We start from the raw sequence: 23,106 nt of genomic DNA on the forward strand, positions 1-23,106 counted from the left end.
AAGCCAACCTTGCCTCGCAGGCCCTCGCTTGCGACACTCGCCGCCATCCATCAACACTTGAGCCCCGTCCCGTGCGGACCGCGTGTCAGCCACGCACCTCTCATCACGATGCGAGGGCTCGAACCGACCCCGTTCACGCCATGGCACCCCGTCTCGAAAATTTCCGCCGCATCGTCGTCAAGGTCGGCTCGTCGCTGCTGGTCGATTCCGAGGCCGGCGAGGTCCGCGCCTCCTGGCTCGCCGCGCTGGCGGCCGACATCGCCCGGCTCCACAGCCGCGGCTGCGAGCTGCTGGTCGTATCCTCGGGCTCGATCGCGCTCGGCCGGAGCCGATTGAAGCTGCCGCGCGGACCGCTGAAGCTGGAGGAGAGCCAGGCGGCCGCCGCGGTCGGCCAGATCGCGCTGGCGCGGACCTGGTCGGAGGTGCTCGGCGCTCATGGCGTCAGTGCCGGCCAGATCCTGGTGACGCTGCAGGACACCGAGGAGCGCCGGCGTTATCTCAACGCCCGTTCGACCATCGCCAAGCTCCTGGAATGGCGCGCGGTGCCGGTCATCAATGAGAACGACACGGTCGCGACCGCCGAGATCCGCTATGGCGACAATGATCGCCTCGCCGCCCGTGTCGCGACCATGGCGAGCGCCGATCTGCTGGTGCTGCTGTCCGATATCGACGGCCTCTACACCGCGCCGCCCGCGCAGGATCCGAATGCGCGGCTGATCCCCGTGGTCGAGAGCGTCACCGCCGACATCGAGGCCATGGCCGGCAGCGCGGCTTCCGAGTTTTCGCGCGGCGGCATGCGCACGAAGATCGAAGCCGCCAAGATCGCCACCACTGGCGGCACCCACATGCTGATCGCCTCCGGCAAGATCGAGCACCCGCTGGCCGCGATCGCCAATGGCGGCCGTTGCACCTGGTTCCTGACGCCGGCAAACCCCGTCACCGCGCGCAAACGCTGGATCGCGGGTTCACTGGAGCCGAAGGGCACGCTGACGATCGACGCCGGCGCCGTGACCGCGCTGCGGGCGGGCAAAAGCCTCTTGCCGGCCGGCGTCATCCGTGTCGATGGCCAGTTCGCCCGCGGCGATGCCGTGGTGGTGCGCGGCCCCGACACCCATGAGATCGGCCGCGGCCTCGTTGCCTATGACGCCGACGATGCCGAGCGGATCAAGGGCCGTTCGTCGCCGGACGTGGCCGTCATCCTCGGCATCTCCGGCCGCGCCGAGATGATCCATCGCGACGATCTGGTGATCGGCCCGGCAGGTGCCGGTCAGGTCTGAGACCGCGGCACCAGCGTTCGCAAACGGCCGAATTCCGTGCTACTGGAGAGCCTTAATTCAAGGTTGAAACGCCCATGACCGCGCCTTTGAAAGCCATCGACGGCAGCGCCGATCTGCCTGCGCTGATGAACGACCTCGCCAAGCAGGCGCGCGCCGCCGCGCGCGTGCTGTCGCTGGCGCCGGCCGCGCAGAAGAACCGGGCGCTGGAGGCGATGGAGCGGCTGATCCGGGCCCGCGCGGACACGATCATCGCCGCCAATGCCGAGGACGTGGTCGAGGCCAAGGCCGCCGGCATCACTTCCTCCTTCCTCGATCGCCTGACCTTGACCCCGGCCCGCGTCGCCGCGATGGCCGACGGCATCGCCGCTGTGCGCGAGGTCGCCGATCCCATCGGCATCGTCACCGAGAGCTGGCAGCGGCCGAACGGCATGACCATCGAGCGCGTGCGGGTGCCGCTCGGCGTGATCGGCGTGATCTTCGAGAGCCGCCCCAACGTGGCGGCCGATGCCGGCGTGCTGTGCCTGAAGTCCGGCAATGCGGTGATCCTGCGCGGCGGCTCGGACTCGTTCCGCTCCTGCCGCGCCATTCACGAATGCCTGGTCGAAGGCCTGCGCGAGGCGGGCCTGCCAGACGCGGCGATCACGCTGGTGCCGACGCGCGATCGTGCCGCCGTCGGCCTGCTGCTGTCCGGCCTGAACGGCGGCGTCGACGTCATCGTGCCGCGCGGCGGCAAGAGCCTCGTCGCCCGCGTCGAGGCCGAGGCACGTGTGCCGGTGTTCGCGCATCTCGAAGGCGTCAACCACGTCTATGTCGACGGCGCCGCCGACCTGGAGATGGCCAAGTCGATCGTGCTGAACGCCAAGATGCGCCGCACCGGCGTCTGCGGCGCGGCAGAGACGCTGCTGGTCGATCGCGCGGCCGCCGACAAGATCAAGCCGCTGGTCGACATGCTAATTGGCGCCGGCTGCGAGGTGCGGGGCGATGAGGTCGTGTGCGCGGCCGATGCGCGGGTGAAGCCGGCCAGCAACGAGGACTGGGACACCGAATATCTCGACGCGATCATCGCCGCGAAGGTCGTCGACGGCGTGGAGGGCGCGATCGCCCACATCCACGCGCACGGCTCACACCACACCGACGCGATCGTCACCGATGACAATGCGGCCGCCGACAAGTTCCTCAACGAGGTCGACTCTGCGATCGTGCTGCACAACGCCTCGACCCAGTTCGCCGACGGCGGCGAGTTCGGTTTCGGCGCCGAGATCGGCATCGCCACGGGCAAGTTCCATGCGCGCGGCCCCGTCGGCGTCGAGCAGCTCACCAGCTTCAAATATCGCATCCACGGCACCGGGCAGACGCGGCCATGACGGCCGCATCCTGTGGTTGAGTTGCACGAGCAGCAGGCGGGGGCAGCCGTGACCGACGCCACAGCCATGCGCCTTGCGATCCGCCAGGCGCTGCCGCCCCACAGTGATGGCATGCGCATCGGCCTGCTCGGCGGCTCGTTCAATCCGCCGCACCAGGCGCACCGCGCGATCAGCCTGTTCGCGCTGAAGCGGCTGCAGCTGGACCGTGTCTGGTGGCTGGTGACACCGGGCAATCCGCTCAAGAACAATGGCGGGCTGCATGCGCTGGCCGAACGCGCCGAGGCGGCGCGCAAGGTGGCCGCCGATCCGCGCATCGAGATCAGCTGTCTCGAATCCGTCATCGGCACCCGCTACACTGCCGACACGATCGATTATCTGCGCCGGCGTGCATCGCGCTTGCGCTTCGTGTGGATCATGGGCGCTGACAATCTCGCGCAGTTCCATCGCTGGCAGAAGTGGCGGCACATCGCGGCCCAGGTTCCGATGGCCGTGGTCGATCGTCCGCCCCGCAGCTTCCGCGCCCTGAACGCGCCCGCCGCACGCGCCCTGGCGCGGTATCGCATTCCCGAAGCGCAAGCCAGCCGTCTGGCCGACCGCGCCGCTCCAGCCTGGGTCTACCTCACCGGCCTCAAGCTCAGCCTGTCCTCGACGGGCCTGAGGAACCCGGACGGCAGTTGGAAGTCGTTCTGAAAGGCCGCGCGTTCGCCATCGCGCGCGGCATCGGATATGCATGGAACTTGCCGTCTCCGCTACGGTCCGAAGCGGGGACGGCCTGGACGCTGTCGGGCCGGACGACCGGGTACTGGATTGTTGAAACCCTTAACCCCACATGCCTAATATGGTCAGCAGGCCGGGTTGGATTCGGCCTGCGATACAGTGAAAGGAATGGTCCCTGACCACATCTGTATTGTCCCAGTCGGCCTTACCGAAGACGAAGGCAACGACTACCAAGTCGGCGACTGCCAAGTCAGCGCGTAAGACGTCGACCCAAGATGCGGCCTTGCAGGCGCAACCCGACGCCGACAAGACCCTGCGCACGATCCTCTCCCGCCTCGAAGATATGAAGGCGGAGGAGACGGTCACGATCGATCTTCACGGCAAATCGGCGTATTCCGACTACATGGTCATTACTACGGGCCGCTCGAACCGGCACGTCGGATCGATCGCGGAAAACGTCGCCAAGGGCCTGAAGGAAGCCGGCACCAAGAAACTCCACATCGAGGGCCTGCCCAATTGCGATTGGGTGCTGATCGATTCCGGCGACGTGATCGTGCACGTGTTTCGACCCGAGGTTCGCGAGTTCTACAATCTCGAGCGATTGTGGACTCAAGGGCCGAACCCGGCCAAGGCGGTCTAGGCGGTCCCACGCCGCGACGGATGCGAATCGTGCGGCGCACGTGCTAGTCGGGTGCGCATGCGCCTGATCGTGGTCGCCATCGGCCGGTTGAAGCAGGGTCCCGAGCGGGAGCTCGCGGAGCGCTACCGCGAGCGTTTCGACGACATCGGCCGCAAGCTCGGCTTTCGCGGCCTCGACATCCATGAAATCCCGGAAAGCCGCGGGCGCGATGCGGCGACGCGCATGACCGAGGAGGCCTCCGCGATATCGGCGGCGATCCCCGACAAGTCCGTGCTCGTCTGTCTCGACGAGCGTGGCCGGAACGTCGACAGTACAACTTTTGCGGGTTATCTTGGGCGCTGGCGGGACGAAGGCATTCCGGCTGCCGTCTTCGCAATCGGCGGCGCCGACGGACTTTCGCCCGATTTGCGGCGCAGAGCCAAGCTTGGGGTTGCGTTTGGCGCCGCCACCTGGCCGCACCAGATCGTCCGCGTCCTGCTGCTCGAGCAGATTTACCGTACTGCTACGATCCTTGCCGGTCACCCCTATCACCGCGCTTGAACAAGGGACGATGGGAGCACAATAAGGACCTCGATGTTCGCTGCGCGGCCCCTCTCCTGCTTCCCAAGACCTGTCCGCAGCGGCCGGTCCTGCCGCGCGTCGCTCATCGCGCTCGTGGTGGTCTTTTCCGGATGTCCGGCGCTGGCGCAGAGCGGACTCCGGCCATCCATCCCCGGCACCGCGTCACCGACGCCGGTCACCCCGGAGCAGTTGAAGCAGCGCGAACAGGAGCTCGAGGCCGCCCGCGCGGCCCAGAAGGCCGCCGCCGAGGCCCAGGAGCGGCTGAAGGCCGACATCGCCGCGCTCGGCGAGGACCGCGGCAAGCTCAATCAGCAGCTGATCGACGTCGCGGCGCAGGTGCGTAGCGTCGAAGTGCGGGTTGGCGAGGCCGAAACGCGGCTGCGCGGGCTCGACGGCCGCGAGCAGGATCTGCGGACGTCGCTGGAAGCCCGGCGGACCGAGATCATCGAGGTTCTGGCCGCTCTGCAGCGCGCCGGCCGCCGCACCCCGCCGGCCCTGCTGGTCCGTCCCGAGGACGCGCTGCAGTCATTGCGCACGGCGATGCTGCTGGGTTCGGTGATCCCCGAGATGCGCAGCCGCGCCGAAAAGCTCTCGACCGATCTCGGCGAGCTCGTCGCCATCCGCAAGACGATCGCCAGCGAACGCGACAAGCTCGCCGGCGACCGCGACAGGCTGCGCACCGATCAGACCCGTCTCGCCGCCTTGGTGGAGGAACGCCAGCGCAAGCAGAGTTCGGCCGAGAAGGACATGGAAGCCGAAAGCGCGCGCGCCGCCGTGCTGGCGCAGCAGATCGACTCGCTGCAGGGACTGATCACGACGATGGAGCTGGACCTCAAGAGCGCGGCCAAGGCTGCCTCGACGGCGAGCCTGCAGGGGGTGCCGGTCAACAGCAAGCCGGACGCGAATGCGCTGCGCAACCCGGGCCGCAAGGCGCCCGCGATCGCGTTCGCCTCGACCAAGGGCATGCTGACGTTTCCTGTCAACGGCACCAAGATCCGCGAATTTGGCGCATCGGACGGTGCGGGCGGCTCGGATAAAGGCATTTCTTTGGCAACCCGGCCAGGGGCTCAGGTCACAACCCCGTGTGATGGCTGGGTTGTGTATGCGGGTCCCTTCCGTAGCTACGGACAACTCTTGATCCTCAACGCCGGTGGCGGGTATCATGTCCTGATCGCCGGGATGGAGCGCATTTCCGTCAACATCGGGCAGTTTGTTCAGACGGGAGAGCCGGTCGCGATCATGGGTAACAGCTCCCAGGTTGCCTCCATTCTCGCTACCAACGCGAGTCAACCAGTGCTCTATGTCGAGTTCCGTAAGGACGGCACTCCAATCGATCCAGGCCCATGGTGGGCCGCAAATGAAGGCGAAAAGGTACGCGGATGATGCGTAAGACTTCGGTAATTCTCCTGAGCGCGGCCACCGGTGCGGCATTGACCCTGTTCGTCTCGCAACCGCGCGCGGTGTTGATGGGATCGACGGCGCGCGCCGCGACCGCCGATACCTATCGCCAGCTCAACCTGTTCGGCGACGTGTTCGAGCGGGTGCGCAGCGATTATGTCGAGAAGCCCGACGATTCGAAGCTGGTCGAGTCCGCGATCAGCGGCATGCTCTCGGGCCTCGATCCGCATTCGAGCTACATGGATGCGAAGAGCTTCCGCGACATGCAGGTGCAGACCCGCGGCGAGTTCGGCGGCCTCGGCATCGAGGTGACGATGGAAGACGGCCTGATCAAGGTGGTGTCGCCGATCGACGATACGCCGGCCTCGAAGGCGGGCATCCAGGCTAACGACATCATCACCAATCTCGACGACGAAGCCGTGCAGGGCCTGACCCTCAACCAGGCGGTCGAGAAGATGCGCGGCCCGGTCGGCACCAAGATCAAGCTGAAGGTCGTGCGCAAGGGCGCCGACAATCCGCTCGACGTGACATTGACCCGCGACAACATCCGCGTCCGCTCGGTGCGCTCGCGCACCGAGAGCGACGACATCGCCTATATCCGCATCACCACCTTCAACGAGCAGACCACCGAGGGCCTGAAGAAGAGCATCGCCGACCTGCAGAACCAGATCGGTGACAAGCTGAAGGGCTACATCATCGACCTGCGCAACAACCCGGGCGGCCTGCTCGAGGAGGCGGTCACCGTCTCCGACGCGTTCCTGGAGCGCGGCGAGATCGTCTCGACCCGCGGCCGCAATGCCGAGGAGACGCAGCGCCGCGCGGCACATGCGGGCGACCTCACCAAGGGCAAGCCGGTCATCGTGCTGATCAATGGCGGCTCGGCGTCGGCGTCGGAGATCGTGGCTGGCGCGCTGCAGGACCACAAGCGCGCGACGCTGGTCGGCACCCGCTCGTTCGGCAAGGGCTCGGTGCAGACCATCATCCCGCTCGGCGCCGGCAACGGCGCGCTGCGACTGACCACCGCGCGCTACTACACGCCGTCGGGCAAGTCGATCCAGGCCAAGGGCATCGTGCCCGACATCGAGGTGCTGCAGGACGTGCCGGATGAGCTGAAGTCGCGCACCGACACCAAGGGCGAGGCGTCGCTGCGCGGCCATCTGAAGAACGACGGCGACGAGAAGACCGGCTCGCAGTCCTACGTGCCGCCGGACACCAAGGACGACAAGGCGCTCAAAATGGCCGCCGACCTGCTCCACGGCATCAAGAACAGCGCCAACACCCCGGCGCCGACCGAGAAGGCCGCGGCCGACAAGCCGGCCAAGGCGGCAAACTGAGGTCGCCAACTGAGCGGCAGCCGACCGACGCGAATCAGGTTTGAAGGGCGGCCTCCGGGCCGCCCTTCTTTTTTGGACGGCTTCTTGGTTTGCCGCTCCGCCGATCTACGGGCTTGCGGACACCGGCCCTGCGTCCGAATCCCCGCCGTGGTATCGTCGACCCGATTGATTCGGGAATTTCGATGACAGAGACGGCCGACGAGCTGAGCGCCCCGCTCGGGCAGACGGAAAAGCGTCGCAGGCGCCGCATTCGGCTTCCCTTCACGGCCCTGCAGGCCCTCGCGATGCTGCTGGCGCTGTTCCTGGTCGTGTTTGCCGGCTTTGCGATGTTCAACGACAATCCACTCGGTGGCGAGCCGGTCGCCCGCGTCGCGATCAACGAGGGCGCAAAACCCACCGACGACAAGCCCGCCGCCAAGCCGGATGGCAAGCCAGACGCAAAGGCCGACCACGGCGCGGCCCCCGCGGCCAAGCAGGAGGGCGGCGAGCGCAAGACGGTCACCATCATCGACGGCTCCAGCGGCGCCCGCCAGGAGGTCGCGATCGGTGCCGGTGGCGAGACGGCAGAGCCTGGATCGGCCGCGCCCGCGAGCCAGATGCCCGGCGTGGACCCGCGGCTGCTGGAGAAGTCGCGCTACGGCATGATCCCGGTGATGGCCGACGGGCTGAAGCCATTCACTGCCTATGCGGCCGAGGCCGACCGCGCCAAGGCGGCGCGCATGCCGGCCGTCGCGATCGTGATCGGCGGTCTCGGCGTCGGCGCCGCCAAGACGGCGGACGCGATCATGAAGCTGCCGCCGGCGGTCACCCTGGCCTTCACGCCCTATGGCTCCGATCCGACCAAGCTCGCCGAGCGCGCCCGGGCGCAGCGCCACGAGATCCTGCTGCAGGTCCCGATGGAGCCCTACGACTATCCCGACAACGATCCGGGTCCGCAGACGCTGCTCGCAACACTCGGACCGGACCAGAACATCGACCGGCTGTTCTGGCACATGAGCCGGCTGCAGGGTTACGTCGGCATCGGCAACTTCATGGGTGCGCGCTTCGTCGCAACGGAAGCGGCGATGCAGCCGATCGTGAACGAGGCCGCCAAGCGCGGTCTGGCCCTGTTCGACGATGGCGCAGCCCCGCGCAGCGTGGCAGCCTCGCTGGCCACGGGGCTCGCGATGCCGTTCGCGAAGGGCGACGTCGCCATCGACGCGGTGCCGACCCCGGTCGAGATCGACAATGCGCTCGCCAAGCTCGAAAGCCTGGCCAAGGAACGTGGCGTCGCCGTCGGGACCGCCTCGGCGCTGCCGGCCTCGATCGACCGCATCGGCACCTGGATCAAGGGGCTCGACCGCAAGGGCATTCTGCTGGTGCCATTGACAACCGCGATGCTGAAATCAAAATCGAACTGAACGAACGTGCGCCGGCCCGACTGGCGACGTGACAGCGGGAGGCCTGCGCAGCGAGGCGCAGGGGTCCCCGCAGGAAGGCCGAGACCGGAATGACGCGCTACGAGGACCTGCCTTACCGCACCTGCGTCGGCATCATGCTGATCAATTCGGAGGGGCTGGTTTTCATCGGTCGCCGCGCCGGCGGAATCGAGCATGTCGACGACACCCATGTCTGGCAGATGCCGCAGGGCGGCGTCGATCCCGGCGAGGATGCCTGGGAGGCGGCCAAGCGCGAGCTGTATGAAGAGACCAGCGTGCGCTCCGTCGAGAAGCTGGCCGAGGTCGGCGACTGGCTGACCTACGATATTCCGCGCACGGTCGCAGGCCGTGCCTGGAAGGGGCGCTATCGCGGCCAGCGCCAGAAATGGTTCGCGCTGCGCTTCACCGGGGCCGATGCCGAGATCGATGTCGAGCGCCCCGGCGGCGGCCACCACAAGGCGGAATTCGTCAGCTGGCGCTGGGAGCCGATGAAGAACCTGCCGGGGCTGATCGTGCCGTTCAAGCGGCCGGTCTATGAGCGCGTGGTCAAGGAATTCGCTCCGCTCGCAGGCGATTGAATCGCGATCCCCGCCCTCGACGCGGTACCCGACATCCGCTAGTCCGCTTCTGCGCAGGAGCTGCAGGGAATCTCTGCAGATGCGTCGCGACGATGCCGTCATGATGCACTGCCATGCGAACGACAGCTCATGGATTCGAGGATGACCGAGACCAGACCCTATCGTCCGAATGTCGGCATCGCGCTGCTCAACGCCGAAGGGCTCGTCTTCCTTGGACGCCGCTTTCGCGACGACGGGCCGGAGATCGTGCTGCCCGGGCTCGAATGGCAGATGCCGCAGGGCGGCGTCGACCCCGGCGAGGATCTTCAGGCGGCAGCGCGGCGCGAGCTGTGGGAGGAGACCGGCATTCGCGACGCCGACATCCTCGGCGAGACCGACTGGCTGACTTACGAATTTCCGCCATTCGAGGATCCGAACCACCGGCTCGCGCGCTTTCGCGGCCAGCGTCAGAAATGGTTCGCGATGCGCTTCACCGGGCGCGACGCCGACATCGATCCGGTGACGCCGCGCAACGGCCAGCCGGCCGAGTTCGACGCCTGGCGCTGGGACCGCCTGGCGCGCGTCCCGGAGCTGGTGGTGCCGTTTCGCCGCGAGGTCTATCGCGCGGTGGCGCAGGCTTTTGCGCATCTCGCCAACGTTGGCGACTGATCTACGTCGAAGCGCGGGGCTCTTCGTCATTCAAGGGCCGACGCTCCGCGCGCCTCGGAAAGGCGATGTCGCGAGAGTTCGCCGGCCTAATTGTCCTCGACCGTGAACGGCCCGATCGCAATCACCCGGCAGTCGTTGTCGCGTGTGGCGCAGTCGGCCAGCGCGCCGCCGATCGCCGTCTCCTCACGGTCGCCATTGAGGCCGAAGCCGGGGTGGCCGGCCGTTCCGACCGCGACTGCATTCCAGCCCGACGTCGCGGCCTCGAGACGTCGCGCCACCTCCTCGCGCGCCTCCGGGGCGATCGCCTGATGGATGGCCGCGCGGAAGAAGCCGGTGGCTTTCATCACCGTCGGTATCGGCACCACGAAGGCATCGTCGAGCGCAACGATGATGCAGGCGGTGCCCGCCTGGGCACCGCAGGCTTCCAGATTGCGGCGAACCACATCGTCGACGAGGTCGCCGCCGACGCTGTAGAAGAACTGCCCGCCGGGCCCGAGCGCGATGGCCTTGGTCCGACGCGCCGTGCCGTAGTTCGCTTCGAGCCGGGCCCGGCCTGTATCGCGCACCAGCGGCATCTCTGCCGCGCTGAAGGCGCGCTCGGTCATCGGGTCGTGGCGCACCCAGGGCTGCGGCGGCAACGGCGGTTTGCTGTGCACGTAAACGACATTGTCGCCGACGGCATAGAGTTCGCATTTGCGCGGGCCGTTCGCGCTCTCCGCGCGTTGCTGACATTGCTCCAGCGCGGCCGATTTCGCCGCCTCATCGCTCGCCTGTCCGGTGACATAGGCGCTGACGCCGTTGATCGTGGTCGCGAACGCCTTGTGATCCGGTGCCGGCACGTAGTCGCGCGCCAGCGCAATGCGGGTCCGCTCGCTCACGAACGGCACGGCTTCAGGTGCAAACTTCTCGGCGGCGACAGAGGATGAAGGCGAGGGCGACTGTTGCGGCTGCGGCGAGTCGGCCGTCTGCCTGGCGACGGATGACTGCGTCGGCGCGGGGGATGGGGATGCAGACGGGACCGAGGACGGCGAAGCCGGCGTGGCCGACAGCCGGGCCAGCGCTTCCGCGGCCGCCTTGGCGGCATCGCGCTGCGCGGGGTGCGGATCGCGATAATCCAGATAGAGCTCGGTCCCGACCCCGACGGCTCCGAGCGCAACCACGGCGGCCACAATTCGCCAGATCAGGCGGAGCCCGCCGCCGCGGGCGACTTTCTTTTCTTCCGGCGGCGCGTAGGTGCCGTCCTCGCGGCGCATCGCCACGCGATAGGCGTGAACCGGGGTCGGGATGTTCTTGACCTCCCGCGCGCCCATGTCGGCGAACTGCACCGACAGCTTGTTGGCGACCTGCTCATGAACGGCGCGCGAGATGCAGATGCCGCCGACGTCGGCGAGGCCCTCGAGGCGTGCTGCGATGTTGACGCCGTCGCCGAGCAGATCGCCGTCGCGCTCGACGACGTCGCCGATGGTGATGCCGATGCGGTAGCTCATCTGCCGGCTCGGCGGATAGGCCATGTTGCGCGTGCGCAGGCTCTCCTGGATGTCGATCGCGCAACGCACCGCTTCGACCGCGCTGGGAAATTCCGCGAGCACCGCATCGCCAGCGGTGTTGAAGATGCGGCCGCCGGCTCGCGCGATGAAGTCGTCAACGACCTCGCGATAGGCCGCCAGTCGCCGTAGCGTCTCTTCTTCATCCTCCGCGACGAGGCGCGAATAGCCGGCGATATCGGCGGCGAAAATCGCCGCGATCTTGCGTTTCAAGACGATCTGTCCTGCCATGTCACCGCGCCCGCTGGATTGGCCGGGAGCATGCCGTCAGATCGGTGAGCATGCAACCGGCCTCCCTTGAAGTAGTCATCGACCGGCGCACGACGTTCGAGCCCCAAACGAAAATGGCCGGGCAGAGCCCGGCCATGAACGTTCATTCATACGTCGTGCGGTGGGATCAATGCAGCGCAGTCGTATTGAGCTGCTGCTGGATCGTCTTGAAGTGATCGAGCCGCTCGATCGCGCGATCGAGCTCGTTGCCTTGCTTCTCGTTCAGCTTGGATTCCATGCCGGCGATCTCGGCCGCGAAAGCTGTCTGGTCGAGCTCCTTCAGCGACGTGGCGACGTCGGCGAGAACCGTCAGACCCTTGTCCGAGATCTCGGCAAGGCCGCCGAGCACGATGATCTTCTGCTGCGATCCGCCTGATGTCACCGTCAGGATACCCGGCCGCAGCGTCGCCACGAACGGCGCATGCCCGGCGAGCACGCCGAAATCACCCTCCTGGCCGGGAACGTCGACCTGGTCGACCTCGCCCGAGAAGGCGATCTTTTCCGGCGAGACGAGATCGAAATGGAAAGTAGCCATTGGGAAACCTGCGAATAGCGAATAGCGAATGGCGAGTAGTGAAGGAGGAAGCAGCGAACAGCTCGTCTATTCGCTACTCCTTATCCGCTAATCGCCCTTAGGCCGCCTCGGCGGCCAGCTTCTTGCCCTTCTCGACCGCCTCGTCGATGTTGCCGACCATGTAGAAGGCGGCCTCCGGCAGGTGGTCGTACTTGCCTTCACACAGGCCCTTGAAGCCCTTGATGGTGTCGGCGAGGTCGACGAACTTGCCCGGCGATCCCGTGAAGATTTCGGCGACGTGGAACGGCTGCGACAGGAAGCGCTCGATCTTGCGGGCGCGGGCCACGGTCAGCTTGTCCTCTTCCGACAGCTCGTCCATGCCCAGGATGGCGATGATATCCTGCAGCGACTTGTAGCGCTGCAGAATCTGCTGGACCTGACGCGCGGTCTGATAGTGCTCCTCGCCGACGACCAGCGGGGAGAGCATGCGCGAGGTCGAGTCGAGCGGGTCCACCGCCGGGTAGATGCCCTTTTCCGAGATCGCGCGGTTGAGCACGGTGGTGGCGTCCAAATGCGCGAACGAGGTCGCCGGCGCCGGGTCGGTCAAGTCGTCGGCCGGCACGTAGATGGCCTGCACCGAGGTGATCGAGCCCTTGTTGGTGGTGGTGATGCGCTCCTGCAGCGCGCCCATGTCGGTGGCGAGCGTCGGCTGATAACCCACCGCCGAGGGGATGCGGCCGAGCAGCGCCGACACTTCCGAGCCGGCCTGGGTGAACCGGAAGATGTTGTCGACGAAGAACAGCACGTCCTGGCCCTGGTCGCGGAAGTGCTCGGCGACGGTGAGGCCGGTCAGGCCGACGCGGGCGCGGGCGCCGGGCGGCTCGTTCATCTGGCCGAACACCAGCGCGCACTTCGACTTGACGCTCGGATCGGGATTGTGCGGATCGGCGTTGACCTTGGATTCGATGAACTCGTGATAGAGGTCGTTGCCTTCACGGGTACGCTCGCCGACGCCGGCGAACACCGAATAACCACCGTGCGCCTTGGCGACGTTGTTGATGAGCTCCTGGATCAGCACGGTCTTGCCGACGCCGGCGCCGCCGAACAGACCGATCTTGCCGCCCTTGGCGTAGGGAGCCAAGAGGTCGACGACCTTGATGCCGGTGACGAGAATCTCGGCTTCGGTCGACTGGTCGGTGTAGCTCGGCGCGTCCGCGTGGATCGGACGCAGGCCCTCGGCCTCGACCGGACCGGCCTCGTCGATCGGCTCGCCGATCACGTTCATGATGCGGCCGAGCGTGCCGACGCCCACCGGCACCTGGATCGGCGAACCGGTGTCGGTCACCTCCTGGCCGCGGACCAGACCTTCGGTGGTGTCCATCGCGATGGTGCGCACGGTGGATTCGCCGAGATGCTGGGCCACTTCGAGCACCAGGCGGTTGCCGGCGTTCTTGGTTTCGAGCGAATTGAGAATGGCCGGCAGGTGACCTTCGAACTGCACGTCGACGACGGCGCCGATGACCTGGGTGATGCGACCGATCTGGTTGGCTGCGGTAGCCATTGAGTGTCTCTCCTTACGATCCGTATACGAAACCACGGTCGGCTCGACCGGGATATGTTCCTGGGTTGCGCTTCAACGGGCGCTGCGCGATCCGGCTAGACCGCCTCGGCGCCCGAAATGATTTCGATCAGTTCCTTGGTGATCATCGCCTGACGCGTGCGGTTGTAGATCAGCGTCTGCTTGCGGATCATCTCGCCGGCGTTGCGCGTGGCGTTGTCCATGGCCGACATCTGCGCACCGTAGAACGAGGCGTTGTTTTCGAGCAGTGCGCGGAAGATCTGCACCGCGAGATTGCGCGGCAGCAATCCAGCCAGGATCTCGTCCTCTTCCGGCTCGTATTCGTAAGGCGCCAGCGGCGCCGCATTGGCCGGGCGCGCTTCGACCACCAGCGGAATGATCTGCTGAGCGGTCGGGATCTGCGCGATCACCGAGCGGAAGCGCGAGTAGAACAGGGTGCAGACGTCGAATTCGCCGGCCTCGAAGCGGGCAATCACCTTCTTGGCGATCTCGTCGGCATTGGCGAAGCCGATCTGGCGCACGGAGCGCAGGTCCATGTGCTCGACGATCTGCTTGTCGAACTGGCGGCGAAGCTGCTCATAACCCTTGCGGCCAACGCAGAAGAACTTCACCTCCTTGCCCTGGTTCATCAGGGCGAGCGCACGCTCGCGCGCCAGGCGGACGATCGAGGAGTTGAACGCGCCAGACAGGCCGCGCTCGCCGGTGCAGACCAGCAGCAGGTGCACCTGATCGCGACCGGTGCCCGCCAACAGCTTCGGGCCGCCGGCGGAGGCGATGGTGGCGCTCGCGATGTTGGAGATCACGGCGTCCATCTTCTCGGCATAGGGACGCGCCGCTTCGGCCGCCTGCTGCGCGCGGCGCAGCTTGGAGGCGGCGACCATCTGCATGGCCTTGGTGATCTTCTGCGTCGCCTTGGTCGAGGCGATGCGGACCCGCATGTCTTTCAGTGACGCCATTGTTCGTCTAGCTCACCCCGGCGGCCGATCCGTTGAAGACCCGACCGCTCAACCCTGAGATTGGTCATGCCCGGCCTGGCGCCGGGCATGAGATGTCACGTTGTCCCACCCCGAAGGGCGTGGATCGCCGGCCGGAGCCGGCCACGACCTCGCGATCAGGCGAAGGTCTTGGCGAAGCCCTCGACAACCGCCTTCAGCTTGGCGGCGCTGTCGTCGGACAGATCCTTGCTGTCGCGGATCGCGTTGAGCAGGTCGGCATTCTTGCCGCGCAGCAGCGACAGCAGGCCGTCCTCGAAGGCGCGCACCTTGTTGAGCGGCAGCGGATCGAGATAGCCGTTGGTGCCGGCCCAGATCACGCAGACCTGCTCTTCCATCTTCAGCGGCGAGAACTGCGGCTGCTTCAGGAGCTCGGTCAGGCGCGCGCCGCGATTGAGCAGGCGCTGGGTCGAGGCGTCCAAGTCGGAGCCGAACTGCGCGAAGGCCGCCATCTCGCGGTACTGCGCCAGCTCGCCCTTGATCTTGCCGGCGACCTTCTTCATCGCCTTGGTCTGGGCCGAGGAGCCGACGCGCGACACCGACAGACCGACGTTCACGGCGGGACGGATGCCCTGGAAGAACAGATCGGTCTCCAGGAAGATCTGGCCGTCGGTGATCGAAATGACGTTGGTCGGAATGTAGGCCGACACGTCGTTGGCCTGGGTCTCGATGACGGGCAACGCGGTCAGCGACCCCAGACCATGGTCCTTGCTGAGCTTGGCGGCGCGCTCGAGCAGGCGGGAGTGCAGATAGAACACGTCGCCCGGATAGGCCTCGCGGCCCGGCGGACGGCGCAGCAGCAGCGACATCTGGCGATAGGCGACGGCCTGCTTCGACAGATCGTCATAGATGATGACGGCGTGCATGCCGTTGTCGCGGAAGTACTCGCCCATGGTGCAGCCGGTGAACGGGGCCAGATATTGCATCGGGGCCGGATCGGACGCGGTGGCGGCGATGACGATCGAATACTCCAGCGCGCCCTGCTCTTCGAGCACCTTCACGAACTGAGCGACGGTGGAGCGCTTCTGGCCGATCGCGACATAGACGCAGTACAGCTTCTGGCTCTCGGGAGCGCCAGCGACGTTCAGCGGCTTCTGGTTCAAGATGGTGTCGAGCGCGATCGCGGTCTTGCCGGTCTGACGGTCACCGATGATCAGCTCGCGCTGACCACGGCCGACCGGGATCAGGGCGTCGATCGCCTTGAGGCCGGTCGACATCGGCTCGTTCACCGACTTGCGCGGAATGATGCCGGGGGCCTTGACGTCGACGCGCTTGCGCTCGGTGGCCTGGATCGGGCCCTTGCCGTCGATCGGATTGCCGAGCGCGTCAACGACGCGGCCGAGCAGACCCTTGCCGACCGGAGCGTCGACGATGGCGCGGGTGCGCTTGACGGTCTGGCCTTCCTTGATCTCGCGGTCGGCGCCGAAGATGACGACGCCGACATTGTCGGTCTCGAGGTTCAGCGCCATGCCGCGGGTGCCGTTCTCGAACTCGACCATCTCGCCGGCCTGGACGTTGTCGAGACCGTAGACGCGGGCGATACCGTCACCGACGGACAGCACCTGTCCGACTTCGGTGACTTCGGCTTCCTGCCCGAAATTCTTGATCTGGTCCTTGAGGATCGCGGAAATTTCCGCGGCGCGGATGTCCATCAGCCTGCCTCTTTCATCGCGTGCTTGATCGAGTTGAGTTTGGTGCGAAGCGAACTATCGATCATGCGGCTGCCGAGCTTGACGACGAGCCCGCCGATAATCGCTGGATCGACTTTCACGTTGAGCGCGACGTCCTTGCCGGTCACCGTCTTCAGTGAGGCCTTCAAGGCGTCGAGATTCTTGTCGGAGAGCGGCTCGGCGACGACGACGTCGGCCGTGGCCTCTCCCTTGTATTTGGCGACCAGCGCGTTGAAGGCGCGGATCACGTCGGTCACCGCGAACAGGCGGCGGTTGGCGGTCAGCACGCGCAGCACGTTGGCGGCGACACCGGCGATGCCGGCCTTGTCCAGCACGGCATTCAGCGCCTTGAGCTGCACGTCCGCACCGAACACCGGACTGCGGACGAGGCGCTTGAGATCGGCGCTCTCATCGAGGAGGGCATTGAACCTGTCGAGATCGGCCTTGACCGCATCGACGGACTTTTCGTCACGGGCCAGTTCAAACAGGGCCGTCGCGTAACGACCGGACACACCGGATACGGAGGGATCTTCAGCAGCCACAGACGTGCTCTTTTTATATGCGCCCAACCCACAAGAGGGACACCGGCGCGCCGCTGCGGCGCAAACCAGCTAAGCCCTTGGAATTCAAGCAGGACTTTGATTTTCGATCGCCGCGAGAGCAGCTTGATCACGAAAAGCGGCGCTTTGCTAACATAGCGTACGCGCAGCCGCAACAAGCGGCGGCCCGCTATTCGGCACCTTGTTGCCGCGCCGCGGTCGGAGCCTACGCGCGGTCCAACGGACTCGCTTGATGGCCGCCCGCGCGCGCCCGCCCCCGATACCAGTCACTCAGCGCAAGGTTCCAGCTGTTGCTGCATGGCCGCCATGCTGGTTTGGCCTTGACTCCCGTCGGCGGTGCCCGGCGGCCGCCGACCAGCCCGCACCGACATTACTTGCTGACATCTTGGCATCCTAAGTGAGAACTTAACTCAACAGTATTTTGAAGTATTTGATCGTTAATAAACCGTTAACGCGGTGGATTACGGAATTTTCCGTGATGAGTAGACCGCGATGCAAGATGTTTCGATCAGAGCGGAACAATTTCTACTGCCCCATTCACGCCTCATTGCCCCACCAAACGGCGCGCGCCTCAACACCTGACGGGGGTCCACTGGCCGCAGAACGCGGCAATACTGTTCGAGGGACATAGATGCTGAAACTGAAGAACCTCTCGGCTGGCAAGATCGCCGGCTCGCGCACCGCGCTCGCCGTTGCCGTGACGCTGATCGTCGGCGGCAGCGCCACCGAAGCCTCGGCCCGGTCCAGGCACCACCATCACCACGCTCGCCACCACCATCATCACATGGCGCGCCATGCTGCTCAGCCCGCGGCCGACTCGTTTTCGAACGGATGGTCGTCCAACGGCTCCTCGTGGATGAACTCCAACGCAGCGGTCACGCCGTCGTCCGGCACCGGCCGCACTTTCTCCGGCATGGCGTCGTACTACGGCAACGAGTCCGGCAGCCGCACCGCCTCCGGCCAGCGCATGAACGCCAACGCGATGACCTGCGCTCACCGCTCGCTGCCGTTCGGCACCAAGCTGCGCGTGACCCATGGCGGCAACAGCGTCATCGTCACCGTCAACGACCGCGGCCCGTTCATCCGCGGCCGGGTGCTCGACCTGTCGACCGGCGCAGCCCGCGCCATCGGCCTGACCCGCGCCGGCGTCGGCCGCGTCACCGCCGAAGTCGTGTCGTAAGATACCCGATCTTTCCGCGCGTCATTGCGAGGAGCGAAGCGACGAAGCAATCCAGAGTCCCAACCCGGCCCTGGATTGCTTCGCTGCGCTCGCAATGACGGTGGAGAGAGCGCTACAAGAAGCTCTGCGGGTCGACGTCGACCTCGAGCTTGAGATTGCCCTTGGGCTTCTCGGCATGCGCCAGCCAGTGGCGCAGATAATCCGACAGGTCGAAATTGCGCGCCGACTTGAGCAGCAGCCGGAAGCGGTAGCGGCCCTTGATCACCGCGAGCGGCGCCTCAGCCGGGCCGAGCAGCAGCACACCCTCCTCACGCGGCGCTGACGCGACCAGCCGGCGGGCGAAGCCTTCGGCAGTAGGCCGATCCCCCGCCGAGATGATCAGGCTCGCCAGCCTGCCGAACGGCGGATAGCCGGTGCGCTCGCGCGCGTCGATCTCGCTGGTGTAGAACGCCTCGCGGTCGCAGGCGACCAGCGCCTTCATGACGGGGTGCTCGGGCTGGTGGGTCTGCAGATAGCCGCGACCCCGCCCCTGCTCGCGGCCGGCGCGGCCGATCACCTGGTTCAAGAGCTGCCAGGTGCGCTCGGCGGCGCGCGGATCGCCATTGCCGAGGCCGAGATCGGCATCGACCACCCCGACCAGATTGAGCCGCGGAAAGTTGTGGCCCTTGGCGACGAGCTGGGTGCCGATGATGAGGTCGACGCGGCCTTCGGCGATCTCGGTCAGCTCGGCGCGCATGGTTTCGATCGAGGTGATCAGGTCGCTCGACAGCACCATGCTGCGCGCCTCAGGAAACAGCGCCGCCGCCTCCTCCTGCAGCCGCTCCACGCCGGGCCCCACCGCGACCAGCGATTCCTCGGCCGCGCAATGCGGGCAGGTCGGCGGCCGCGGCATCGAGAACCCGCAATGGTGACAGACCAGCCGCTGACGGAAACGATGATCGACCAGCCACGCGTCGCAGATGGTGCAGGCGAAGCGATGGCCGCAGGCGCGGCACAGGGTCAGCGGCGCATAGCCGCGGCGGTTCAGGAACAGCAGCGCCTGCTCGCCGCGCTCGATCGCGGTGCGGATCTCACCCGCCAGCCGCGGCGAGATGTAGCGGCCGCGCGGCGGCGGCTCGCGCCGGAGATCAATGGCCTCGATATGCGGCATGTGCTGGCCGCCGAACCGCGACGGCAGCGCGACGCGCTGATAGCGGCCCTTGCGAGCATTGACCTCGGTCTCGACCGAGGGGGTGGCCGAGGCCAGCACCACCGGAAATTTGGCGATGTGGCCGCGCACCACCGCCATGTCGCGGGCGTGGTAATGCGCGCCCTCGTCCTGCTTGTAGGCCTGATCGTGCTCCTCATCGACGACGATCAGGCCGAGATCGGCATAGGGCAGGAACAACGCCGAGCGGGCGCCGACCACGACCGGCGCCTCGCCGGCGGCGATCGCCGCCCAGTTGCGCTGGCGCGTGCGCGGGGTCAGCTCGGAATGCCATTCCAGCGGCCGCACGCCGAAGCGGCGCGAGAAGCGGTCGAGGAACTGGCCGGTGAGCGAAATCTCAGGCATCAGGATCAGCGACTGCCGGCCGCGGCGGACGGTCTCGGCGACCGCCTCGAAATAGACTTCGGTCTTGCCGGAGCCGGTGACGCCGTCGAGCAGCGCGACCTGGAAGCCGCCATCGGCGGCCAGCGCCCGCATCGCCGCGACGCCGGCCAGCTGCGCGTCGAAGAACTCGGGCTGCGCGAACGACGGATCGGGCGCCGGCGGCGGCAGCGCACGCGGCATCGCCTCGACCGTGAGGGTCCTCTCGTCGACCAGGCCGTCGATCACGCTGCTGGAGACGCCGATCTCGCGGACGAGGTCGGACTTTCCATGCAGCAGACCGTCTGACACCGCCTCGATGACCCGCCGCCGCGCCGGCGTCAGCCGCTTGGGCGGCTCGCCGACCAGGCGGACGCCGAGCCGGACACGCTCCGGGCCAAGATGCTCGCCCATGCGCAGGCACATCCGCAGCACCATGCCACGCGGCGACAGCGTGTAATTCGCGACCCAGTCGACCAGCGAGCGCAGCTCCGGCTTGAGGGGCGGCACCTCGAGCTTCTCGCTGACGTCCTTGAGCCGGTTGTGCAGCCGCGGATCCGGATTGGCATTCTCCGCCCACACCACCGCCAGTACCTCGCGCGGCCCGAGCGGCACGCCGACGATATCGCCCGGCTTCAGATCCATGCCGCGCGGCACGCGGTAGGAATAGGTGTGGTCGAGCGCGACCGGAACCAGCACGTCGACCACGCCGGTCGTGCTGGCTGCACCTGGAAAGAGGTCGGTCGCGCGGTCCATGAGGGCGGAGATAGCCTTGCTCTGGCTGAAGCGAAAGCCGTCCGGCAAAGTTAGCGAACGGTAAAGGACGACAGTGCGATATACATGACTCGACGAGATGAGATCGAGCTGTTCCCGCGAGCGCCATTGCACTCCCTCTTCCCGATCTTGCGGGGAGAGGCGCAAACCGAGTTCGCGGCGATCGACAACGCTTCACAGCGACCCATCCGTGGGCACGGACGCCATGACAAAGCAAACAGAGCCGACTCACGCGGACACGGACGAAGAGTCTGAGGCCACCGCCCTCCTCGGCGCCGACGAGGGCGTCGTCCAGGCCATGATGCAGTGGCTGGCGCATCTGCGTAGCGAGCGCCGGCTATCTCCGAAGACCGTGGAGGCTTATGCCCGCGACCTCCGGCAGTGCCTGCAATTCCTCTGCATCCATTGGGGCGAGCCGGTGACGCTGGTGCGCTTCGCGGGGCTGGAGGCCGCCGACATCCGCGCTTTCATGGCGATGCGCCGCGCCGACGACATCGCCGGACGTTCCCTGATGCGATCCTTGGCGGGCCTGCGCTCGTTCGGGCGCTTTCTGGAGCGCGAGGGCAAGGGCAAGGTCGGCGCCCTCTCAGGAATCCGCGCGCCAAAGATCGCCAAGAGCCTGCCGAAGCCGCTGCCGATGGACGCCGCCAAGCGCCTCGCCGATGCCGACGAGCGCGCCGGCGAGACCCGCGAGACCTGGGTGCTGGCACGCGACGCCGCGGTGATGGCGCTGCTGTATGGCTCCGGCCTGCGCATCTCCGAGGCGCTCGGGCTGAAACGCCGCGAAGTGCCGCGCCCCGGCGAAGGCGACGTGCTGGTGGTGACCGGCAAGGGCAACAAGACCCGGATGGTGCCGGTGCTGCAGAACGTGCTGCAGCTGATCGACGAGTATGCCAGGCTTTGCCCGTACCCGCTGCCTGCGGAGGGGCCGATGTTTCTCGGCGCCAAGGGCGGTCCGTTGAGCCCGCGCATCATCCAGCTCGCGATGGAGCGGCTGCGCGGCGCGCTGGGCCTGCCGGACAGCGCCACGCCGCACGCGCTGCGCCATTCCTTCGCGACGCACCTGTTGTCGCGCGGCGGCGATCTGCGCGCGATCCAGGAGCTGCTCGGCCACGCCTCGCTGTCGACGACGCAGATCTATACCGGCATCGATTCGGAGCGCCTGCTGCAGGTCTACGCGTCAGCGCATCCGCGACGGTGACATTTTTCGTTCATATCGTTTCGCTTGCGCTGTCCCCCCGGTTCCGGCAATCGTCTTGGCAGCTTGATCCGGAGGGGAACAGATGAGCGCACATGAGAGCATGGAGCATGCGGAGCATGCCGAGCATGCGTCCGGCGAAAACAAGAAGATCGCGCTGCTGATCGCCGTCATCGCCCTGTTCCTGGCCCTGTCCGAAACGCTCGGCAAGGGCGCGCAGACCGAATCGATCAGCAAGAACGTCGAGGCCTCGAATCTCTGGGCCTTCTTCCAGGCCAAGACCGTTCGCCGCACCGTGGTGCAGACCGCCGCCGAGCAGGGCAAACTGAGCTTGCCGGCGCTGCCTGACGAGGCGGCCAAGGCGGCGTTGCAGAAGCAGATCGACGATTGGCAGAAGAATGCCGCGCGCTATCGCTCCGAGCCCGAGACCGGCGAAGGCAGCGAGCAGTTGGCGGAGCGCGCCAAGCATGCCGAGCATGAGCGCGACGAGGCGACGGCGAAGTACCACCACTATGAGCTGGCGTCGGCTGCCTTCCAGATCGGCATCGTGCTGGCGTCGGCGACGATCATCACGGGAATGATCGTTCTGGCCTGGGCCTCCGGAGGGCTCGCGCTGATCGGTATTGCCATGACGCTGCTCGGCCTGTTCCAGCCGCATCTCTTGCATCTGCACTGAGGTCAGCGACAGCAACTGGCTTGCGACGTCGCGACCACCACTACCGCGCCTGCTGCACGCTCCTGCGGAAGCGCATGATCACGCGCAGCACGCGCGATGACCAGCCATCGGCATTGCCGTGGATGATCTCGCGGATGCGCTGCTTGATAGGATCGACCAGCGCCGCGGCTTTCCTGCGCAGCGCGAGCACGGCCTCGTAGAGCCACGCGAACCAGGACATCTGCAGCAGCTTGCTGCGCGTCACATCGAAGATGAAGGCGGTGACGCCGACACCGACGATCTTGCCGAACACGATCGTGGCCAGCGCAAACTTCCACTGCTGGTGCATCAAAAGCCACATGCCGATCAGCTTGAGCGGAAACAGCAGCACGACCGGCACGACGAAGACGATCAGGGTCAGCGCCGGCGACAGGGTCTCGATGCGCGCGGCCAGCCAGTGCTTGAAGCTACGCAGCGGTATCGCGGCGACGATGCGCGCCACGATCGGCTCGAGATGGTCCCACAGCCAGGCTTCGATCAGGAAGATGATCGCAAGCAGAACCCAGAACGGCTGAAGCAGGCGGCGCAGCATCGGACTCCATCTCCGCCAGGCCTCGCGGGTTGAGGCCGCTATGACGATACGACCTCGCGCCTTGCCGTTCGGTTCA

At 66.7% G+C, this 23,106-nt stretch carries 21 protein-coding genes; 13 read left to right on the top strand and 8 right to left on the bottom strand.

All coding sequences use genetic code 11. From position 1 onward, the window contains the following. Window positions 1-140 precede the first annotated feature (140 nt). The 10 genes from proB to QX094_RS11135 all read left to right on the top strand — a co-directional run bounded on the left by proB (window position 141) and on the right by QX094_RS11135 (window position 9,935). Window positions 141-1,277: a glutamate 5-kinase gene (gene proB / locus QX094_RS11090; protein WP_316173384.1), complete on the top strand. Its 1,137-nt coding sequence runs from the start codon at window positions 141-143 to the stop codon at window positions 1,275-1,277. A 74-nt stretch (window positions 1,278-1,351) separates the two neighbouring features. Continuing rightward, window positions 1,352-2,641 (top strand): glutamate-5-semialdehyde dehydrogenase, encoded by a 1,290-nt coding sequence (locus tag QX094_RS11095; protein ID WP_316173385.1) that lies wholly within the window; start codon window positions 1,352-1,354, stop codon window positions 2,639-2,641. Between the two features lie 66 nt (window positions 2,642-2,707). Beyond that, window positions 2,708-3,331 (top strand): nicotinate-nucleotide adenylyltransferase, encoded by a 624-nt coding sequence (locus tag QX094_RS11100; RefSeq protein WP_315716185.1) that lies wholly within the window; start codon window positions 2,708-2,710, stop codon window positions 3,329-3,331. Between the two features lie 310 nt (window positions 3,332-3,641). Then, window positions 3,642-3,998 (top strand): ribosome silencing factor, encoded by a 357-nt coding sequence (rsfS, locus tag QX094_RS11105; protein WP_315715946.1) that lies wholly within the window; start codon window positions 3,642-3,644, stop codon window positions 3,996-3,998. A 57-nt stretch (window positions 3,999-4,055) separates the two neighbouring features. Continuing rightward, window positions 4,056-4,538, top strand: coding sequence for a 23S rRNA (pseudouridine(1915)-N(3))-methyltransferase RlmH (gene rlmH, locus QX094_RS11110; RefSeq protein ID WP_316173387.1), 483 nt, complete (start codon window positions 4,056-4,058; stop codon window positions 4,536-4,538). 33 nt (window positions 4,539-4,571) lie between these two features. After that, window positions 4,572-5,942: a murein hydrolase activator EnvC family protein gene (locus QX094_RS11115; protein ID WP_316173389.1), complete on the top strand. Its 1,371-nt coding sequence runs from the start codon at window positions 4,572-4,574 to the stop codon at window positions 5,940-5,942. Beyond that, on the top strand, window positions 5,939-7,291 hold the full coding sequence (locus QX094_RS11120; protein WP_315715943.1) for a S41 family peptidase: 1,353 nt from the start codon (window positions 5,939-5,941) through the stop codon (window positions 7,289-7,291). Before QX094_RS11115 ends, QX094_RS11120 begins: the two co-directional genes overlap by 4 nt. 182 nt (window positions 7,292-7,473) lie before the next feature. Next, a complete protein-coding gene (locus QX094_RS11125; protein WP_315715942.1) occupies window positions 7,474-8,691 on the top strand; it encodes a divergent polysaccharide deacetylase family protein in 1,218 nt (405 codons plus the stop codon). 89 nt (window positions 8,692-8,780) lie between these two features. Next, entirely contained in the window at window positions 8,781-9,287 is a 507-nt protein-coding gene (locus tag QX094_RS11130; RefSeq protein ID WP_315715941.1) for an RNA pyrophosphohydrolase, read from the top strand. Between the two features lie 141 nt (window positions 9,288-9,428). After that, a complete protein-coding gene (locus QX094_RS11135) occupies window positions 9,429-9,935 on the top strand; it encodes an RNA pyrophosphohydrolase (RefSeq protein ID WP_315715940.1) in 507 nt (168 codons plus the stop codon). A gap of 86 nt (window positions 9,936-10,021) precedes the next feature. Here QX094_RS11135 and QX094_RS11140 read toward each other — a convergent pair whose 3' ends face one another. The 6 genes from QX094_RS11140 to QX094_RS11165 form a co-directional block, all read right to left on the bottom strand. After that, on the bottom strand, window positions 10,022-11,710 hold the full coding sequence (locus QX094_RS11140; protein ID WP_315715939.1) for an adenylate/guanylate cyclase domain-containing protein: 1,689 nt from the start codon (window positions 11,708-11,710) through the stop codon (window positions 10,022-10,024). Window positions 11,711-11,876: 166 nt separating this feature from the next. Next, the gene (locus QX094_RS11145; RefSeq protein ID WP_315715938.1) at window positions 11,877-12,284 is read right to left on the bottom strand and encodes a F0F1 ATP synthase subunit epsilon; all 408 of its coding nucleotides are present in this window, start codon (window positions 12,282-12,284) and stop codon (window positions 11,877-11,879) included. Between the two features lie 97 nt (window positions 12,285-12,381). Next, complete coding sequence (atpD, locus tag QX094_RS11150; RefSeq protein ID WP_315715937.1) at window positions 12,382-13,824, bottom strand: F0F1 ATP synthase subunit beta; 1,443 nt, start codon at window positions 13,822-13,824, stop codon at window positions 12,382-12,384. Between the two features lie 95 nt (window positions 13,825-13,919). Then, complete coding sequence (locus QX094_RS11155) at window positions 13,920-14,798, bottom strand: F0F1 ATP synthase subunit gamma (RefSeq protein ID WP_315715936.1); 879 nt, start codon at window positions 14,796-14,798, stop codon at window positions 13,920-13,922. A gap of 155 nt (window positions 14,799-14,953) precedes the next feature. After that, window positions 14,954-16,486 carry a F0F1 ATP synthase subunit alpha gene (atpA, locus tag QX094_RS11160; RefSeq protein ID WP_315715935.1) on the bottom strand — a complete coding sequence of 511 codons (1,533 nt, stop codon included), beginning with the start codon at window positions 16,484-16,486 and terminating at the stop codon, window positions 14,954-14,956. Then, on the bottom strand, window positions 16,486-17,046 hold the full coding sequence (locus QX094_RS11165) for a F0F1 ATP synthase subunit delta (RefSeq protein ID WP_315715934.1): 561 nt from the start codon (window positions 17,044-17,046) through the stop codon (window positions 16,486-16,488). Before QX094_RS11165 ends, atpA begins: the two co-directional genes overlap by 1 nt. Window positions 17,047-17,695: 649 nt before the next feature. Here QX094_RS11165 and QX094_RS11170 point away from each other — a divergent pair. Further along, window positions 17,696-18,244 (top strand): septal ring lytic transglycosylase RlpA family protein, encoded by a 549-nt coding sequence (locus QX094_RS11170; protein WP_315715933.1) that lies wholly within the window; start codon window positions 17,696-17,698, stop codon window positions 18,242-18,244. A gap of 112 nt (window positions 18,245-18,356) precedes the next feature. Here QX094_RS11170 and QX094_RS11175 read toward each other — a convergent pair whose 3' ends face one another. Beyond that, entirely contained in the window at window positions 18,357-20,567 is a 2,211-nt protein-coding gene (locus QX094_RS11175) for a primosomal protein N' (protein WP_315715932.1), read from the bottom strand. A 316-nt stretch (window positions 20,568-20,883) separates the two neighbouring features. Here QX094_RS11175 and QX094_RS11180 point away from each other — a divergent pair, with 316 nt between their 5' ends. Further along, window positions 20,884-21,786, top strand: coding sequence for a tyrosine recombinase XerC (locus QX094_RS11180; protein ID WP_315716184.1), 903 nt, complete (start codon window positions 20,884-20,886; stop codon window positions 21,784-21,786). Window positions 21,787-21,868: 82 nt separating this feature from the next. Continuing rightward, window positions 21,869-22,459: a DUF4337 domain-containing protein gene (locus QX094_RS11185; protein ID WP_315715931.1), complete on the top strand. Its 591-nt coding sequence runs from the start codon at window positions 21,869-21,871 to the stop codon at window positions 22,457-22,459. Window positions 22,460-22,499: 40 nt separating this feature from the next. Here the strand turns inward: QX094_RS11185 and QX094_RS11190 are convergent, their stop codons facing one another. Next, the gene (locus QX094_RS11190; RefSeq protein WP_315715930.1) at window positions 22,500-23,030 is read right to left on the bottom strand and encodes a hypothetical protein; all 531 of its coding nucleotides are present in this window, start codon (window positions 23,028-23,030) and stop codon (window positions 22,500-22,502) included. Window positions 23,031-23,106: the final 76 nt, after the last annotated feature.

The sequence above is a fragment of the Bradyrhizobium sp. SZCCHNS1050 genome (genome assembly GCF_032484785.1).
Taxonomy (GTDB): Bacteria; Pseudomonadota; Alphaproteobacteria; order Rhizobiales; family Xanthobacteraceae; genus Bradyrhizobium.